We start from the raw sequence: 16,320 nt of genomic DNA on the forward strand, positions 1-16,320 counted from the left end.
CCGAGAAAGGACCGCATGGGGGACATGGTCGTCGTCAGGAAGGAAGGCTTGTATTGTGTTCCCGGCGGGTTCTACATCGACCCGTGGAAGCCGGTCGACCGCGCCGTGATCACCCATGCCCACGGCGACCATGCGCGCTATGGGCACGGCCACTACCTGTCGGCCGAATCGAGCGTCAACGTGCTGAAAGCGCGCCTCGGCAGCGACATCCACATCGACGGCCTCGCCTACGGCGAGACGGTCACGCACAACGGCGTCGCCATCTCGCTGCATCCGGCCGGCCACGTACTCGGTTCCGCCCAAATCCGCATGGAGTGCGGCGGCGAGGTGTGGGTGGCATCTGGCGACTACAAGGTCGAGCCGGACAAAACCTGCGCGCCCTTCGAGCCGGTGCGCTGCGACACCTTCATCACCGAATCGACCTTCGGCCTGCCGATCTACCGCTGGGAACCCGAGGAACAAGTCATCGACGAGATGAACGCCTGGTGGCGCCGCAATGCGGATGAGGGCCGTTGCAGCGTGGTGTTTGCCTACTCCTTCGGCAAGGCGCAACGCATCCTCTCTCGCCTGGATCCGTCGATCGGGCCGATCGTCTGCCACGGCGCGGTCGAGCCCTTGAACCGCGTCTACCGTGCCGAAGGCGTGGCGCTGCCGGAAACCGTGATGGTCAGCGAGATCGAGAAGGCGGCCCTGCGGCGCGCCATCGTGATCGCGCCACCGTCGGCAAGCGGCTCGCCCTGGATGAAGCGCTTCGGCGACTACAGCGATTCCTTCGCCAGCGGCTGGATGCTGCTGCGCGGCGCGCGCCGGCGCCGTGGCGTCGACCGCGGCTTCGTGCTGTCCGACCACGCCGACTGGCCCGGCCTGATGAGCGCCATCAAGGCCACCGAGGCCGAGCAGATCATCGTCACCCACGGCTCGATTCCGACCATGGTGCGCTGGCTGTGCCAGAACGGGCTCGATGCGAAAGGTTTCGATACCGAATACGGCGACGAGGAAGAGGACGAAGCCCTGCCGCCCGCGGGCGCGGCGGCGTCGAAGGAAGCCCACCAGGAGGCGGCTGCGGGAGAGCCCGATGCGTGAATTCGCCCGCCTGTACGCGGAGCTCGACGAGACCACTTCCACCACCCGCAAGCTCGACGCCCTGCAAACGTATTTTTCGAAGGCCGCGCCCGAGAACGCCGCCTGGGCCGTCTACTTCCTGGCCGGCGGCAAGCCGCGCCAGGCGGTGCCGACCAAGCTGCTGCGCCAGTACGCGATCGAGTATGCGGGCCTGGACGAATGGCTGTTCGACGAGTCCTACCACGCGGTGGGCGACATGGCCGAGACCATCGCCCACATCCTGCCGCCGCCCTCGAGCCGCAGCGACGTCGGCCTGGCGCAATGGATGGAAGGGCGGATCGGCCCCCTGCGCGGCGCGGACCCGGGCACCATCCGCGAGGCCCTATATGCGGCCTGGGATGAACTCGACTGGCGCGAGCGCTTCCTGTTCGTGAAACTCATCGGCGGGGGCTTCCGCGTCGGCGTCTCGCGCCTGCTCGTCACGCGCGCGCTGGCGGCGATCGCCGCCGTGGACAGCAAGTTGATCGCCCAGCGCCTGATGGGCTGGACCGACAATTCCGTGCGGCCGACCGCCGCCAGCTTTCTGCAGCTGATCGCCGAGCAGTCGGATGAGGAGCACAAGCTGCGCGGCGGCCAGCCCTATCCCTTCTTCCTGGCGCACCAGCTGCAGGGCGATCCGGCAGCGCTGGGTGAAGTCGACGACTGGCAGGTGGAATGGAAGTACGACGGCATCCGCGCCCAGCTGGTGCGGCGCGGCGGCCAGAATTATCTATGGTCGCGCGGCGAGGACCTGATCACCGAGCGCTTCCCGGAGCTGGCCAATCTGCGCATCCCGGAAGGGACGGTGCTCGACGGCGAGGTGCTGATCTGGCAGCCCGGCTGCGATGCACCCGCGCCCTTCGCCGACCTGCAGAAGCGCATCGGCCGCAAGACGCTTGGCCCGAAGATCCTGGGCGAGCTGCCGGCGGTGCTGTGCTGCTACGACCTGCTGGAGTTCGACGGCGTCGACCTGCGCGCGCTGCCCCAGCACGAGCGGCGCGCGCTGATGGAGACGGAAGTTGCGGCCATCGATTCGCCGCAACTGAAGGTCTCGCCCGTGATCAGGGCCGACAGCTGGGATGAGCTGGCCATCTTGCGTGAAGAGTCGCGCATGCGCGGCGTCGAGGGCATGATGCTGAAAGCGCGCAGCGCGCAATACGGCGTGGGACGCACCAAGGACGTCGGCACCTGGTGGAAATGGAAGATCGACCCGTATACGGTGGACGCGGTGCTGATCTACGCCCAGGCCGGCAGCGGGCGGCGCGCTTCGCTCTACACCGACTACACCTTCGCCGTGTGGGACGGCGAGGGAGAAGAGCGCAAGCTGGTGCCCTTCGCGAAAGCCTATTCGGGTCTCACCGACGCCGAGATCGCCCAGGTCGACAATGCCGTGCGCAAGACCACGATCGAGAAGTTCGGGCCGGTGCGCTCGGTGAAGCCGACCATGGTGTTCGAGATCGGCTTCGAGGGCATCGCCCTGTCGACCCGCCATAAGGCCGGCATCGCGGTGCGCTTCCCGCGCATCCTGCGGCGCCGCTTCGACAAGCCGGTCGAGGAAGCCGATACGCTCGATACCCTGAAAGGCCTGCTGGCCGCCGCGAGCCCATGAGCAATCCGGTCACCGAACGCATCGACGCCTGGTTCGCGCAAAAAGGCTGGAAGGTCTTTCCCTTCCAGCGCAATGTGTGGAAGGCGGCCCTGAAGGGCGAGTCCGGCCTGCTGCACGCGAACACCGGCGCCGGCAAGACCTTCGCCGTCTGGTTCGCGGCCCTGCAGCGCACCGGCCTGAAGAAGGCGCGCCACACCGCCGGCCTGCGCGTGCTGTGGATCACGCCGATGCGCGCACTCGCGGCCGACACCATGCGCGCGCTGGAGGCGACGGCCGCCGAGCTGATGCCCGAGTGGCAGGTCGGCGCCCGCACCGGCGACACCAGTTCGGCCGAGCGCGCGCGCCAGACCCGCAAGATGCCGTCCACCCTCGTCACCACGCCCGAGAGCCTGAGCCTGATGCTCAGCCATGCCGCGGGCGCCGAGCAGTTCAAGCATCTCGACATGATCGTCATCGACGAGTGGCACGAGCTGATGGGCAGCAAGCGCGGCGTGCAGGTGCAGCTGGCGCTGGCGAGATTGCGCCACTGGCGTCCCGAGCTGCTGATCTGGGGCGTGTCGGCCACCATGGGCAACCTGGACCTGGCGCGCCAGGTGCTGCTGGGCGGCGACCATGGCGTGCTGGTCGAAGGCGACATGAAGAAGCAGATCCAGGTCGATTGCCTGATTCCGGAGAACGTCGCGCGCTTCCCCTGGGGCGGGCACATGGGCCTGCAGATGCTGGGGCCCGTGATCAAGGAGATCGAGCACTACGACGCGACGCTGGTGTTCACCAACACGCGCGCGCAGTCCGAGATCTGGTACCAGAACATCCTCGATGAACGTCCCGACTGGGCCGGCGTGATCGCGCTGCACCACGGCTCGCTCGACCGCGAGGTGCGCGAGTGGGTCGAGATGGGGCTGAAGAAGGGCGAGCTGAAGGCGGTGATCTGCACCGCGAGCCTCGACCTGGGCGTGGATTTTTTGCCGGTGGAGCGCGTGCTGCAGGTCGGCAGCGCCAAGGGCATCGCGCGCCTGCTGCAGCGGGCCGGGCGCAGCGGCCACGCGCCGGGGCGGGTCTCGCGCGTGACCCTGGTGCCGACCAACAGCCTGGAACTGCTGGAAGCGGCCGGCGCCAAGAAGGCGGTGGCGGCGCGCCGCATCGAGGGGCGCTACGTGCCCAACAAACCCTTCGACGTGCTGGTGCAGCACTTGGTGACGGTGGCGCTGGGCGGCGGCTTCATTTCGAAGGAGCTATACGAGGAAGTGAAAAGCGCCTGGTCCTATCGCCACCTCGACGAGGAAGAATGGCAGTGGGCGATCGACTTCGTCGCGCGCGGCGGCCAGAGCCTGCTGGCCTATCCGGAATACCGGCGCGTGCTGCCGGACGAGGAGGGCGTCTACCGGGTGCCGGATGCGACGATCGGGCGCCGGCACCGCATGGGCATCGGCACCATCGTGTCCGATTCGACCATCTCGGTGAAGTACATGAGTGGGGGACGCATCGGCAGCGTCGAGGAATCCTTCATCTCGCGCATGAAGCCGGGCGACCACTTCCTGTTCGGCGGGCGCATCCTGGAATTCGTGCGCGTGCACGAGATGACCGCCTTTGTGAAGCGCGCGAACACGAACCGCGGCGCGATCGCGCGCTGGGGCGGGGCCAAGATGCCGATGTCCTCCGAACTGGCGCATGCGGCGCTGGAGGAGCTGCGGCTTGCCGCACAGGGCATCTACGACAGCCCGGAAATGCAGGCGATCCGGCCGCTGATCGAGATCCAGTGCCGCTGGTCCGCGCTGCCGACCAGCGAGACCCTGGTCCTGGAAAGCATGAAGAGCCGCGAAGGCTGGCACCTGTTCGTGTTCGCCTTCGCGGGACGCTCGGTGCACACCGGCCTGGCCTCGCTGTTCGCCTGGCGGATCGGGCGCATGCAGCCGTCGACCTTCTCGATCGCCGTCAACGACTACGGCTTCGAGCTGCTCACGCCCGAGCCGGTCGACTGGGCGCGGATGTTCGAAGGCGCGACCGGCGCGGACGTCGACCTGTTCAGCACCGACTGCCTGCTGGAAGACGTGCTGGGCAGCCTGAATGCGACCCAGCTGTCGCAGCAGCGCTTCCGCGAAGTGGCGCGCATCGCCGGGCTGGTGTTCCAGGGCTATCCGGGCCAGCCGAAGTCGAACCGCCAGCTGCAGGCCTCATCGAGCCTGTTCTTCGAAGTCTTCCGCAAGCACGACAGCGGCAACCTGCTGCTCACGCAGGCCCAGCGCGAGGTGCTGGAGCAGGAGCTGGAACTGACGCGCCTGCGCGAAACGCTGGACGAGCTGCATGGCCGGCGCATCGCCTTCCGCGAAGTCAAGCGCGCCACGCCCTTCGGCTTCGCGCTGATGGTCGAGCGCTTCCGCGAAAAGGTCAGCACCGAGAAGCTGTCGGACCGGGTGGCGCGCATGGTGCGGGAACTGGAAAAGGCGGCGGCTGCATGAGTGGAAGCACGAGCGTGGCAGTGCGCGTGGCCGGCGAGACGGTCTTGCTGCTGCCCGAGAAAGCCCTGTACTGGCCGGCCGAGAAGATGCTGATCGTGGCCGACATCCACTTCGGCAAGGCGGCGGCCTTCCGCGCGCTCGGCGTGCCGGTGCCGCGCGGGACCACGACCGAAAACCTGGAAGGGCTCGACGCCCTGGTCGATGCCCATGGCGCACAGCACATCGTCTTCCTCGGCGACTTCCTGCATGCGCGCGCGGCCCATGCCAGCGCGACCCAGCAGGCCATGCTGGCCTGGCGCGAACGCCGGCGCGACCTGCGGTTGACGCTGGTGCGCGGCAACCACGACAAGCATGCGGGCGACCCGGCGGCGGCGCTCGGCATCGCGCTGGTGGACGAGCCGCACATGGTGGGACCGTTCGCCTTCTGCCACCATCCGGACCTCGACACGCCGGGCTATGCGCTGGCCGGCCACATCCACCCGGTCTACGTGCTGGCTACCCGCTTCGACGCGCTGCGCCTGCCGTGCTTCGTGGTGGGAAGCGAGCGCATGATCCTGCCATCCTTCGGCGCCTTCACCGGCGGCCATGCGCTCAAGCCCGAGCCGGGCGACAGCATCTATGTGACGTCAGGGGACGCTGTCCACTGCGTACGTTAGCGTACTGACTCCATTTGTGCCGAGGCGTAAGTTTTGTAATGACATAAAACCAACCGCCTTCGGCCCAGCGGCCGCCATCGCTCATGGAGGAAACGCCATGTTGTTCCGCAAGTTTTTATTCGCCGTGTTCGCCGCCCTCGTGGCCTTCGGACCGGCCCACGCCTACCAGGGGCGCAACTACGCGCCGGTGATCAATGGTTTCAATGTGGAAGAAGTGCGCCGCCTGAGCCCGGGCGTCGAGCTGCATTTCGACATGTACGGCAGCCCGGGCGGCGTCGCCACCTTGCGCATCGATGGCGCAACCCGCAACCTGAACATGACGGAAGTCGAGCCCGGCCAGTATTCCGGCACCTACACCATCGGCACCCACGACCGCATCCGCCCGGAAAGCGGCGTGACCGCCAACCTGCGCCAGGGTAACCAGGTGGCGACGAGCCTGCTGCGCGAATCGCTGCTGGCCACCAACGCGCCGCGCTCGCAGCGTGGTCAACTGGCAACGCAGGCGCGGGTGGACCGCTTCGACGTGCAGGGCAGCCCCGAGCTCGGCCCGGGCAACGAGCTGCGCTTCATGGTCGCCGGCACGCCCGGCGCGCGGGTCGAGGTCGCGATCGCCGGCGCCCGCGGCGTGTTCTTCCTGCCGGAAGTGCGTCCGGGCGAGTACGAAGCGATCTATACCATCCGCAACGCCGACCGCATCGATCCGGGCAGCCGCGTGACCGCGACCCTGCGCGCCGACGGCCGCAGCGTGACCTCGGTGCTGAACCGTCCGCTGCAGTCCGGCGGCCGCGCCGACGCCCCGCGCCAGGCCCGCTATTGCACCAACTGCGCGGTGGTCGAAGGGGTCAACGTGATCGAAGTGTCGGGAAATGGCAACTACCTGGGCACGGCGGGTGGGGCCGTCGTGGGTGGTTTGCTGGGCAGCCAGGTTGGGAGCGGCAGTGGCCGGACCGCGGCGACCGTGGCCGGTGCGGTGGCGGGTGGCCTGGCTGGGCGCAATATCCAGCGCAATATGAACAAGGAACAGCGGTACGAAGTCGTGGTGCGGTATTCGACCAGTGGCGCCACCCAAACGCTCCAGTATGACAACGATCCCGGTTTCCGCCAGGGCGATCGCGTGCGTGTCAGCAACGGCGTTCTCACCCGCGACCAGTAAACATCGTAGAGGGTGTGAAAAAACGGCTATGGCAAGGCGCCGAGTCGAAGACAGTACACTCGTACGGCGAGACGAGGCAACGCAGCCATAGACGAATTTTTCACACACTCGTAGGGTGGGCGGTCCGCCGCCCACCCTACATATAGAAGAGGCCGGCGTCTGCAAGGATCTCCGGCCTCTTCATTTAAAAGGTGATGCTGTCAGGCGGTCGCCAACACCTGATCATCCCCCGGCTGCTCCGACTCCGCCTTCTGCTTCGCCGCACCCTTGGTGCGCGAACGTGACGGCGGCAGGCGGCGCAGGGTCTTGAGCGCTTCGGCATCCTTGATGCCGATGGTGCGCTGGTCGACCGTGATCAGCCCGATCTCGTTAAAGGCCGACAAGGTGCGGCTGACCGTTTCCAGGGTCAGGCCCAGGTAGCTGCCGATCTCGTGGCGCGTCATGCGCAGGTTGAACAGCTTGCTGGAATAGCCCATGGCGGCGAAGCGGTCGGCCAGCGAGACCAGGAAGCGGGCCACGCGCGCTTCGGCGGAGAGGGCGCCGAGCATGCCAATCATGGTCTGCTCGCGCACCAGTTCGCGGCTCATGACGCCGTACATCATGTTCTCGAGCTCGGCATGCACGCGGCCCAGGGCGGTGAGCTTCTTGAACGGCAGCAGGATCAGGTCGCAGTCGGACAGGGCCACGGCTTCCGAGGCGTAGTGGCGGGTGTGGATGCCGTCCACGCCCAGCATGTCGCCCTTCATCGGGAAGCTCAGCACCTGTTCGTTGCCGAACTCGTCGATGAGCACGGTCTTGAGGAAGCCGGAGTTGACGATGTACAGGGTGTCGAAGGCCTGGCCGATGGTGTGGACGCGCTGGCCGGTCTTGAATTGCACGTGCTGGAACAGCAGTTCTTCCGAAGTGACCGAGACGCTGGCGGGAATGCGCAGCAGGTCGCACACTTCCTTGAGGTTGGACCAGAGACGTCCCTGGCGCTGGCGGCCGGCTTCCATGGGCGAGTGCAGGGTCGGCTGGGTGACGTTGCGTTGTTCTGTTGGCTGGGACTGCATGCTCATCTCCAGTGAAAGACTCATGGTTTAGGCGGCGACCACGGGGCAATGCTTGCTGCCGGCTCTGTGGAGGCGAACCCCGCTGTCGGCTTGCTCACGCTGGGACTTGGATCGCAAGCAAGTCGAAACGGTGAATTCAGTATGCCAACACGAGTTCGGCACGAATATCAGCCATTGCTGAATATGTAGGTAGGACGGTTGCTAGGCTTGTAGGAATAATCTGACCGGCGGGCTTGGCGCCAGAGGGAGAGAAGGGAGACGGGGGAGTAATCCGCCGGGGGGAGCGGGCGGCAGAGGCAGGAAAACTGCTGTGGCGGGCCCGCACCAAGGGCCGGCCCGCCTGTCTAATACGGTTAAGCCTTCATCGGCGCCAGCAGGCGGTGCGCGACGGCATACTGCACCATTTCCGACAGCGAAGTCATGCCCATCTTCTGCATGATGCGGGTCTTGTGGGTGCTGACGGTTTTCACCGACAAATGCAGGCCGTTCGCGATCTCTGTGATGGATTTGCCACTGACGAGTAGCGAAAAAACCTCAAACTCACGGTCGGACAGCTGTTTATGCAACAGTTGCTCGTTCGGCGCCATGATGTTCAGCGCCAGCTGTTCGGCCACTTCGGTACTGATATAAGGGCGCCCCGACGCCACCTTGCGGATCGCCCCCACCAGCTGGGTGCCCGCGCTCTCCTTGGTCAGGTAGCCCTGGGCGCCTGCCCGGATGGCGCGCACCGCGTATTGTTCTTCCTCATGCATGGTGAGGATAAGGATGGCCAGCTTGGGCGCTTCGCTGCGCACCTGGCGGATCAGGTCGACGCCGCTGCGGCCCGGCATCGACAAGTCGAGCAACAGCAGGTCGAAGCCGCCCTGGCGCACCTGGGCCAATACCTCGAAGCCATTGGTCGCCTCGCCGGCGATCTCGATGTCCGGCGCGCCGTCGAGGATGCGCTTGAGGCCTTCGCGCATGATGGTGTGGTCGTCGGCTATGACAATGCGAATCATGATCATCCTTCCATGAAAGCGGCGCTGACCCGATCAGGCTAGTATAGCCACGATCAGTCCTGTCTTGTACTTTTTATATCGCTCAGGCAGCGTCCGGCTCGCTGATCAGGCGGTGCACCAGCACCGGCCGGGTCGTGTGCGACAGCACCTTGTTGGTCACGCTGCCCAGCAGCAACTGGCCCCAGCCGCTGCGCCCATGCGAGCCCATGAAGATCAGGTCGCAGCCTTCCTGCTCGGCCACGTCGACGATCTTGAGGGCGGCGGTATCGGAAAACGCCGTCATGCACTGGTGCCGGAGGCCGGCGGCGCCGCAGGAGCGCATGATCTTGCCCATGTATTCCTCGCCCAGGCGGCGCATCTGCGCGATGTATTCTTCTTCGCTGGGATAGGAGGGGGGAATGATTTCCACGTACACGGGATACTGGTAATCGGGGGCGACAAACAGGGCGAGCACCTCGGCGCCCATCTGTTGCGCGAATTTGACGCCGGCGCAAGCCGTATGCTGCGATACGGCCGAGCCGTCGGTGGTGATCAGGATTTTGCGGTACATGATGATGACTCCTCCTATGGCCACGTCATTCTGAAGCGTACTGGACGCGGCGGCGATTGCGAGAACGCAAGCAGTTGAGTTCGATCAAACGTCAGCCCGCAGCGTCGAGGTCCCGTGAACGCCGCTGCAGCAGCCGATGCGTAACGAAAAACAACACCTCCCTTGTGTAAATATTCAGGAACAGCACGTTTTCATTGTCGCGGAATTAAGTTTTCTTGTCCATTTTGTTGCGTCTCTGTCTCCGAGATTTACCTACGGCAACCACGCTGATACACTCGCGTGCAGACTCTTACCATCTTTTAACGCGTTCGAACGATGCGGATGGGACGCAGGACCGACCGAATTGCACACGCTGATTGCGAACTTATACATCATGGAGAAGCAGGGATTATGACCGACGCCGCTGACGATTTCGACGCACTATTCGAGGAAGTGGCGGCGCAGCGCGCCAGTGCCCCCGCCGCCCCGGCGCCCGCGCCGGCCCCGGAGCCGGCCGCCGCTGCCGCCGATGAAGACGACCTCGAGTCGCTGTTCGACCAGGTGTCGGCCTCCGCCGCACCGGTGGTGGCGGCAGCTCCCGCCGTGGCCGCGGTCGCACCCGCCGCCGCAGCGCCCGCCGCCGCCGGCGACGGCGAACACGGCATGTTCGAACGCCTCGGCGGCATCGTCCGCCTGCTGCACGATTCGCTGCGCGAACTCGGCTACGACAAGGCGCTGACCGAAGCTTCCTCGGCCATCGTCGACGCCCAGGACCGCCTGGAATACGTCGCCACCCTGACCGAACAGGCCGCCAACAAGGTGCTGAACACCCTGGACGAGGGCATGCCGGCCCAGGACCTGCTGTCGAAGCAGGCCAAGGACATGGAAACCCGCTGGAGCGACCTGTTCTCGGGCAAGCTGAGCCTGGACGAATTCAAGGCCCTGGCCGGCGATTCGCGCCAGTTCGCGGCCGCCGTCAACGTCGCCACCGAAGCCGAGAAGGCGCGCCTGCTCGAGATCATGATGGCGCAGGACTTCCAGGACATCACCGGCCAGCTGATCAAGAAGGTGGTCAAGATCACCCAGACGGTCGAATCCGAACTGGCCCAGCTGCTGCGCGACAACGCGCCGGCCGAGCTGAAGGAAAAACTGGCCAAGAAGGACGCGCCGCCCGCCGCCGCGCCGCTGATGCAGGGCCCGTCGGTGCCGGAAGCGGCACTGGACCAAACCAACGTTGACGATCTTCTGGCCGATCTGGGGTTCTAATGGACGATATGCTCAAGGACTTCGTCGTCGAGGCGATGGACCTTGCGGTGAATGTTGAAGAACATTTGCTGCGCCTCGAACGCGATCCGGACAACAAGGAAACGCTCAATGCGGTGTTCCGGTCCTTCCACACGATCAAGGGTGGCGCCGGCTTCATGGGCCTGCCCGCGCTGGTCGCGGCCTGCCACCTGACCGAGAACCTGTTCGACGCCCTGCGCACCGGCCAGGCGCCGGTCACGCCGCTGGCGATCGAGGCGGCGCTGGAAGCTTCGGGCTTCGTGGCCGACCAATTGAATGACCTGAACAACGGCACCCCGCCGGAAGGCCTGGCGCAGATGCCGGCCGCCCTCGAGCGCATCCTGACCGACGCGATCGAAGGCAAGGGCGCGCCGAGCGCACCGGCAGCGGCGGCCGCTGCACCGGCGCCCGTCGCCGCCGCCCCGGTTGCGGTCGTGGCGCCCGTCGCCGCGGCTCCCGCTGCGAGCGAGGATGGCCTGGACTGGGTCGGCATGTACAACGCCGTGGTGCCGGAAGGCTCCGCCATCGCCGCCGCGCCGGTCGTGCTGGCGGCGGTCGCCGCACCGGCTGGCGCGCCAGCTGCCGCACCAGTTGCTGCAGCGCCGGCCGAAGCCGCGCCGGCCGCGAAGCCGAATGGCTGGGACGGTGTCGAACGCCGCGGCAACGACAAGGTCGCCGACGCCCGCGCCGCCGCCGCGCCGGCCAAGGACGAAAGCATCCGTATCGATGCGGTCAAGCTGGACGCGCTGCTGGAAGTGGCCGGCGAATCGGTGCAGGCCGCCAACCAGGCCGCCGTGCTGCTCGAGCGCCTGCAGCAGTTCAAGTTCGAAGGTCCCGCCGCCGCCCTGATGGCGACGCTGACCGAGACCCTGGAACGCGCCTCGCGCTACTCGGCCGAACTGCAGCGCGCCACGCTGGCGACCCGCATGCAGCCGGTCGGCCGCCTGTTCCAGAAGTTCCCGCGCCTGGTGCGCGAGCTGGCCAAGGACCTCGGCAAGGACGTCGAGCTGACCATCGAAGGCGCCGAGACCGAAGTCGACCGCGTCGTGGTGGACAGCCTGTACGACCCGCTGGTGCACATGCTGAGGAACGCATTGGACCACGGCGTCGAGTCGCCGGAAGAACGCGTCGCCGCCGGCAAGCCGGCCAAGGCCTTCATCCTGCTGAAAGCCTGGCAGGAAGCGAACAGCGTCATGATCGTGCTGCAGGACGACGGCAAGGGCATGGACCCGATCAAGCTGCGCAAGAAGGCGATCGACAAGGGCCTGATCGGCGAGAACGGCGCCCCCAACGACGACGACGCCTACCAGCTGGTGTTCCTGCCGGGCTTCTCGACCAAGGAAGTGGCGTCGTCGGTCTCGGGCCGCGGCGTCGGCATGGACGTGGTCAAGACCGCGGTCGAGAAGAACCGCGGCGCGATCCGCATCGACTCCTCGCTCGGCCACGGCACCAAGTTCGCGATCCGCCTGCCGATCGAGCTGTCGATCGTGCCGACCATGCTGGTCTCGACCTCGGGCGCCCAGCTGGCGCTGCCGATGGCCGTGGTCGAGCGCGTGGTCGAGCTGCCGGAAGAGTTCCAGTGCGTGGGCGGCGCCCCGGTGCTGAAGGACCAGGGACGCCCGCTGCCGGTGCGCTCGCTGGCCCTGGCGCTGGGCTACGAAGCCTGCTCAGAGCGCGTCGGCATCGTCGTCAACGCGCCGCAGCCCTACATCCTGGCGGTGGCGGCAGTCGACGGCACCGCCGACCTGGTGATCAAGCCGATGACGGCGCTGTCGGTGGAAGGCATCACCGGCACCGCGCGTTCGGCCGAGGGCGAGCTGGTGCTGGTGGTCGGCCTGTCCTTCCTGATGGATGGCTGCCGCTCGAACGTGCGTCTCGCCGCGTGAGCGTGTGAATAGCGCGTGACGCGCTGCGGCATGCGAATGCCGCGCCATCGTGTCATAAAAACGCAAACAAAAGCCTGAGCTTTCCCGCTCAGGCTTTTTTTATTTGCATATATAGTTGCATATGCAAATAATATTTGCATGAATTTAGCGTCCTTGGCAGAAAAATGCGTCTCCCCCTCTTGGTGCGGCAGTGCACAATTATGGCATAATCAAAAACCGTCCTCGCATGAGCAGGGCGCGTTCACTGGATAGACCATGCAAAAAACGCTCTACGACAAACTTTGGGATTCCCATGTCGTGCGTGCCGACGCCGATGGCACCACCGTCCTCTACATCGACCGCCACCTGGTGCACGAAGTCACCAGCCCGCAAGCCTTCGAAGGGCTACGCGAGGCCGGCCGGGGACTATGGCGGACATCAAGCAACCTGGCCGTGGCCGACCACAACGTGCCGACCACCGACCGCGCCCAGGGCATCGCGGATCCCACCTCGCGCCTGCAGGTCGAGACGCTGGACGCCAATGCCAAGGGCTTCGGGCTGACCTATTTCGACATGAACGACAAGCGCCAGGGCATCGTCCACGTGATCGGCCCGGAGCAGGGCGCGACCCTGCCGGGCATGACGGTGGTCTGCGGCGATTCGCACACGTCCACCCACGGCGCCTTTGGCTGCCTGGCGCACGGCATCGGCACCTCGGAAGTCGAGCACGTGCTGGCCACGCAGACCCTGCTGGCCAAGAAATCGAAATCGATGCTGGTGCAGGTCGACGGCGCGCTGCCGCCGGGCGTCACCGCCAAGGATATCGTGCTGGCCGTGATCGGCCAGATCGGCACCGCGGGCGGCACCGGCTACGCCATCGAATTCGGCGGCTCGACCATCCGCGCGCTGTCGATGGAAGGCCGCATGACGGTCTGTAATATGGCGATCGAGGCGGGCGCGCGCGCCGGCATGGTGGCGGTGGACGACACCACCATCGAGTATGTGAAGGGCCGCCCGTTCTCGCCCAAGGGCGAGCAATGGGAGCAGGCGGTCGCCTACTGGCGCACCCTGCATTCGGACGAAGGCGCCGTGTTCGACACCGTCGTCACGCTCGACGCGTCGGAGATCCGCCCCCAAGTCACCTGGGGAACCTCGCCCGAGATGGTGACCTCGGTCGACGGCCGCGTGCCTGACCCTGCGGCCGAGCCGGACGCCGTGCGCCGCGGCGCCATCGAAAAGGCGCTGGCCTATATGGACCTGCAGCCGAACACGCCGATCGAGCAGATTGCCATCGACAAGGTCTTCATCGGTTCCTGCACCAACTCGCGCATCGAAGACTTGCGCGCCGCCGCCGACGTCGTGCGCGGGCGCCGGCGCGCCGCCAACGTCAAGCTGGCGATGGTGGTGCCGGGTTCGGGTCTGGTGAAGGAGCAGGCCGAGCGCGAAGGGCTGGACCGCATCTTCAAGGATGCCGGCTTCGAATGGCGCGAGCCGGGCTGTTCGATGTGCCTGGCTATGAACGCCGACCGCCTGGAACCGGGCGAGCGCTGCGCCTCGACCTCGAACCGCAACTTCGAGGGACGGCAAGGGCAGGGCGGCCGCACCCATCTGGTCTCGCCGGCCATGGCGGCGGCGGCGGGCATCGCCGGCCGCTTCGTCGACGTGCGCGCCTTGTAAATCATTTATACGGAATCACGGAACATCATGAAGAAAGCATTCGTCATCGCACTCGCCGCCATCGTCCTGAGCGGCTGCAACACCATCTCCGGCATCGGCCGCGACGTGCAGAAGGCCGGCCAGGTCATCACCGGCGCCGGCGGCAAATAAACGATCAATAAGGACGCGGAACGATCATGGACAAATTTACCGTACACGCAGGCCTGGTGGCGCCGCTCGACCGCGCCAATGTCGACACCGACGCCATCATCCCCAAGCAGTTCCTGAAATCGATCCGCCGCACCGGCTTCGGCCCGAATCTATTCGACGAGTGGCGCTACCTGGACCACGGCGAGCCGGGCCAGGACAATAGCGGCCGCCCCGTGAACCCGGACTTCGTGCTGAACCAGCCGCGCTACACCGGCGCGTCGATCCTGCTGGCCCGCAAGAACTTCGGCTGCGGTTCCTCGCGCGAGCATGCGCCGTGGGCGCTGCAGCAGTACGGCTTTCGCGCCATCGTCGCGCCGAGCTTCGCCGACATCTTCTTCAACAACTGCTACAAGAGCGGCTTGCTGCCGATCGTGCTGAGCGAAGAAGCGGTCGACGGCCTGTTCAAGGCGGTCGAGGCGAACCCCGGCTTCAAGCTGGTGGTCGACCTGGAACAGCAGCGCATCGCGTCCGAAGACGGCGGCATCTCCTACGGCTTCGCCATCGACGACTTCCGCAAGTACTGCCTGCTGAACGGCCTGGACGACATCGGCCTGACCCTGCGCCACGCCGACGACATCCGCGCATTCGAAGGACGGCACCTGGCTGCCCAGCCCTGGCTCGCCAACACGATCTGAAAGAGAAAGAACACGCATGAAGATTGCAGTCCTGCCGGGTGACGGCATCGGTCCGGAAATCACGCACGAAGCCGTCAAGGTCCTGAGCGCGCTGGGCGACTCCTTCGAGATGGAGATGGCCCAGGTCGGCGGCGCCGGCTATGCGGCCCACGGCCACCCGCTGCCCGAGGGCACCCTGAAGCTGGCCAAGGAAGCGGACGCCGTGCTGTTCGGCGCCGTCGGCGACTACCAGTACGACACGCTCGAGCGCGCCCTGCGTCCCGAGCAGGCCATCCTCGGCTTGCGCAAGGAACTGGGCCTGTTCGCCAACCTGCGTCCGGCCATCCTCTATCCGGAACTGGCCGGCGCCTCGACGCTCAAACCCGAAGTGGTGTCGGGCCTCGACATCCTGATCATCCGCGAACTCACCGGCGACATCTATTTCGGCAAGCCGCGCGGCGTGCGCGAATGCCCCGACGGCCCGTTCGCGGGCCAGCGCGAAGGCTTCGACACCATGCGCTACGCCGAAGGCGAGATCCGCCGCATTGCCCACGTGGCCTTCCAGGCCGCACGCAAGCGCGACCGCCGCGTGACCAGCGTCGACAAGGCCAATGTGCTGGAGACCTTCCAGTTCTGGCGCGACGTCGTTACAAGCGTGCACAAGGAATACCAGGACGTCGAGCTCGAGCACATGTACGTCGATAACGCGGCCATGCAGCTGGTGCGGGCCCCGAAGAAGTTCGATGTCCTCGTCACTGGTAATATGTTCGGCGATATCCTGTCGGATGCCGCCGCGATGCTGACCGGCTCGATCGGCATGCTGCCGTCGGCTTCGCTCGATGCCAACAACAAGGGCCTGTATGAGCCCTCGCACGGATCGGCGCCGGACATCGCCGGCAAGGGCGTGGCCAATCCGCTGGCGACCATCCTGTCCGCCGCGATGATGCTGCGCTTCACCTTCGGCAAGACGGAACAGGCGGACCGCATCGAGACCGCGGTCAAGCGCGTGCTGGCGCAAGGGCTGCGCACCCCGGACATCCACGAGCCGGGCTCTACCAAGGTCGGCACGAAAGAAATGGGCGACGCTGTCGTCGCGGCGCTCGGCTGAGACGTTATAAAGAATATTTTTAAACCTGA

14 protein-coding genes are annotated in these 16,320 nt (G+C 66.1%); 11 read left to right on the top strand and 3 right to left on the bottom strand.

The genetic code is table 11. The features are described from left to right. Positions 1–15 precede the first annotated feature (15 nt). From LQ564_RS05975 to LQ564_RS05995, 5 genes are all read left to right on the top strand, one after another. Positions 16–1,083 (top strand): ligase-associated DNA damage response exonuclease, encoded by a 1,068-nt coding sequence (locus LQ564_RS05975; protein WP_231057156.1) that lies wholly within the window; start codon positions 16–18, stop codon positions 1,081–1,083. Next, positions 1,076–2,710, top strand: coding sequence for an ATP-dependent DNA ligase (locus LQ564_RS05980; protein WP_231057157.1), 1,635 nt, complete (start codon positions 1,076–1,078; stop codon positions 2,708–2,710). The genes LQ564_RS05975 and LQ564_RS05980 overlap by 8 nt, the downstream gene beginning before the upstream one ends. Then, positions 2,707–5,166, top strand: coding sequence for a ligase-associated DNA damage response DEXH box helicase (locus tag LQ564_RS05985; protein WP_231057158.1), 2,460 nt, complete (start codon positions 2,707–2,709; stop codon positions 5,164–5,166). The genes LQ564_RS05980 and LQ564_RS05985 overlap by 4 nt, the downstream gene beginning before the upstream one ends. Beyond that, a complete protein-coding gene (pdeM, locus tag LQ564_RS05990) occupies positions 5,163–5,822 on the top strand; it encodes a ligase-associated DNA damage response endonuclease PdeM (RefSeq protein WP_231057159.1) in 660 nt (219 codons plus the stop codon). The genes LQ564_RS05985 and pdeM overlap by 4 nt, the downstream gene beginning before the upstream one ends. 97 nt (positions 5,823–5,919) lie before the next feature. After that, the gene (locus LQ564_RS05995; protein ID WP_231057160.1) at positions 5,920–6,975 is read left to right on the top strand and encodes a glycine zipper 2TM domain-containing protein; all 1,056 of its coding nucleotides are present in this window, start codon (positions 5,920–5,922) and stop codon (positions 6,973–6,975) included. 200 nt (positions 6,976–7,175) lie between these two features. On the opposite strand, the gene LQ564_RS06000 is transcribed toward LQ564_RS05995, so the two are convergent. The 3 genes from LQ564_RS06000 to LQ564_RS06010 all read right to left on the bottom strand — a co-directional run bounded on the left by LQ564_RS06000 (position 7,176) and on the right by LQ564_RS06010 (position 9,575). Further along, positions 7,176–7,970: a Crp/Fnr family transcriptional regulator gene (locus LQ564_RS06000; protein WP_231057377.1), complete on the bottom strand. Its 795-nt coding sequence runs from the start codon at positions 7,968–7,970 to the stop codon at positions 7,176–7,178. Between the two features lie 410 nt (positions 7,971–8,380). After that, on the bottom strand, positions 8,381–9,025 hold the full coding sequence (locus LQ564_RS06005; protein WP_231057161.1) for a response regulator: 645 nt from the start codon (positions 9,023–9,025) through the stop codon (positions 8,381–8,383). 82 nt (positions 9,026–9,107) lie between these two features. Then, a complete protein-coding gene (locus LQ564_RS06010; RefSeq protein WP_231057162.1) occupies positions 9,108–9,575 on the bottom strand; it encodes a universal stress protein in 468 nt (155 codons plus the stop codon). A gap of 390 nt (positions 9,576–9,965) precedes the next feature. Here LQ564_RS06010 and LQ564_RS06015 point away from each other — a divergent pair, with 390 nt between their 5' ends. The 6 genes from LQ564_RS06015 (at position 9,966) to leuB (ending at position 16,291) form a co-directional block, all read left to right on the top strand. After that, positions 9,966–10,820 carry a protein phosphatase CheZ gene (locus LQ564_RS06015; protein ID WP_231057163.1) on the top strand — a complete coding sequence of 285 codons (855 nt, stop codon included), beginning with the start codon at positions 9,966–9,968 and terminating at the stop codon, positions 10,818–10,820. Then, positions 10,820–12,724: a chemotaxis protein CheA gene (locus LQ564_RS06020; RefSeq protein ID WP_231057164.1), complete on the top strand. Its 1,905-nt coding sequence runs from the start codon at positions 10,820–10,822 to the stop codon at positions 12,722–12,724. The genes LQ564_RS06015 and LQ564_RS06020 overlap by 1 nt, the downstream gene beginning before the upstream one ends. A gap of 255 nt (positions 12,725–12,979) precedes the next feature. Then, entirely contained in the window at positions 12,980–14,380 is a 1,401-nt protein-coding gene (leuC, locus tag LQ564_RS06025; protein WP_231057165.1) for a 3-isopropylmalate dehydratase large subunit, read from the top strand. Between the two features lie 27 nt (positions 14,381–14,407). Continuing rightward, positions 14,408–14,530 (top strand): entericidin A/B family lipoprotein, encoded by a 123-nt coding sequence (locus LQ564_RS06030; protein WP_231057166.1) that lies wholly within the window; start codon positions 14,408–14,410, stop codon positions 14,528–14,530. Positions 14,531–14,556: 26 nt separating this feature from the next. Further along, complete coding sequence (gene leuD / locus LQ564_RS06035) at positions 14,557–15,204, top strand: 3-isopropylmalate dehydratase small subunit (protein WP_231057167.1); 648 nt, start codon at positions 14,557–14,559, stop codon at positions 15,202–15,204. A 16-nt stretch (positions 15,205–15,220) separates the two neighbouring features. Next, positions 15,221–16,291 carry a 3-isopropylmalate dehydrogenase gene (leuB, locus tag LQ564_RS06040; RefSeq protein WP_231057168.1) on the top strand — a complete coding sequence of 357 codons (1,071 nt, stop codon included), beginning with the start codon at positions 15,221–15,223 and terminating at the stop codon, positions 16,289–16,291. Positions 16,292–16,320 lie beyond the last annotated feature (29 nt).

The organism is Massilia phyllostachyos, from assembly GCF_021044825.1.
In the GTDB taxonomy this organism is placed as follows: domain Bacteria; phylum Pseudomonadota; class Gammaproteobacteria; order Burkholderiales; family Burkholderiaceae_D; genus Telluria; species Telluria phyllostachyos.

Coding starts and splice junctions, on each gene's coding strand:
- LQ564_RS05975 (WP_231057156.1), top strand. CDS start 16: ATGGGGGACATGGTCGTCGTCAGGAAGGAAGGCTTGTATTGTGTTCCC.
- LQ564_RS05980 (WP_231057157.1), top strand. CDS start 1,076: ATGCGTGAATTCGCCCGCCTGTACGCGGAGCTCGACGAGACCACTTCC.
- LQ564_RS05985 (WP_231057158.1), top strand. CDS start 2,707: ATGAGCAATCCGGTCACCGAACGCATCGACGCCTGGTTCGCGCAAAAA.
- pdeM (WP_231057159.1), top strand. CDS start 5,163: ATGAGTGGAAGCACGAGCGTGGCAGTGCGCGTGGCCGGCGAGACGGTC.
- LQ564_RS05995 (WP_231057160.1), top strand. CDS start 5,920: ATGTTGTTCCGCAAGTTTTTATTCGCCGTGTTCGCCGCCCTCGTGGCC.
- LQ564_RS06000 (WP_231057377.1), bottom strand. CDS start 7,970: ATGGAAGCCGGCCGCCAGCGCCAGGGACGTCTCTGGTCCAACCTCAAG.
- LQ564_RS06005 (WP_231057161.1), bottom strand. CDS start 9,025: ATGATTCGCATTGTCATAGCCGACGACCACACCATCATGCGCGAAGGC.
- LQ564_RS06010 (WP_231057162.1), bottom strand. CDS start 9,575: ATGTACCGCAAAATCCTGATCACCACCGACGGCTCGGCCGTATCGCAG.
- LQ564_RS06015 (WP_231057163.1), top strand. CDS start 9,966: ATGACCGACGCCGCTGACGATTTCGACGCACTATTCGAGGAAGTGGCG.
- LQ564_RS06020 (WP_231057164.1), top strand. CDS start 10,820: ATGGACGATATGCTCAAGGACTTCGTCGTCGAGGCGATGGACCTTGCG.
- leuC (WP_231057165.1), top strand. CDS start 12,980: ATGCAAAAAACGCTCTACGACAAACTTTGGGATTCCCATGTCGTGCGT.
- LQ564_RS06030 (WP_231057166.1), top strand. CDS start 14,408: ATGAAGAAAGCATTCGTCATCGCACTCGCCGCCATCGTCCTGAGCGGC.
- leuD (WP_231057167.1), top strand. CDS start 14,557: ATGGACAAATTTACCGTACACGCAGGCCTGGTGGCGCCGCTCGACCGC.
- leuB (WP_231057168.1), top strand. CDS start 15,221: ATGAAGATTGCAGTCCTGCCGGGTGACGGCATCGGTCCGGAAATCACG.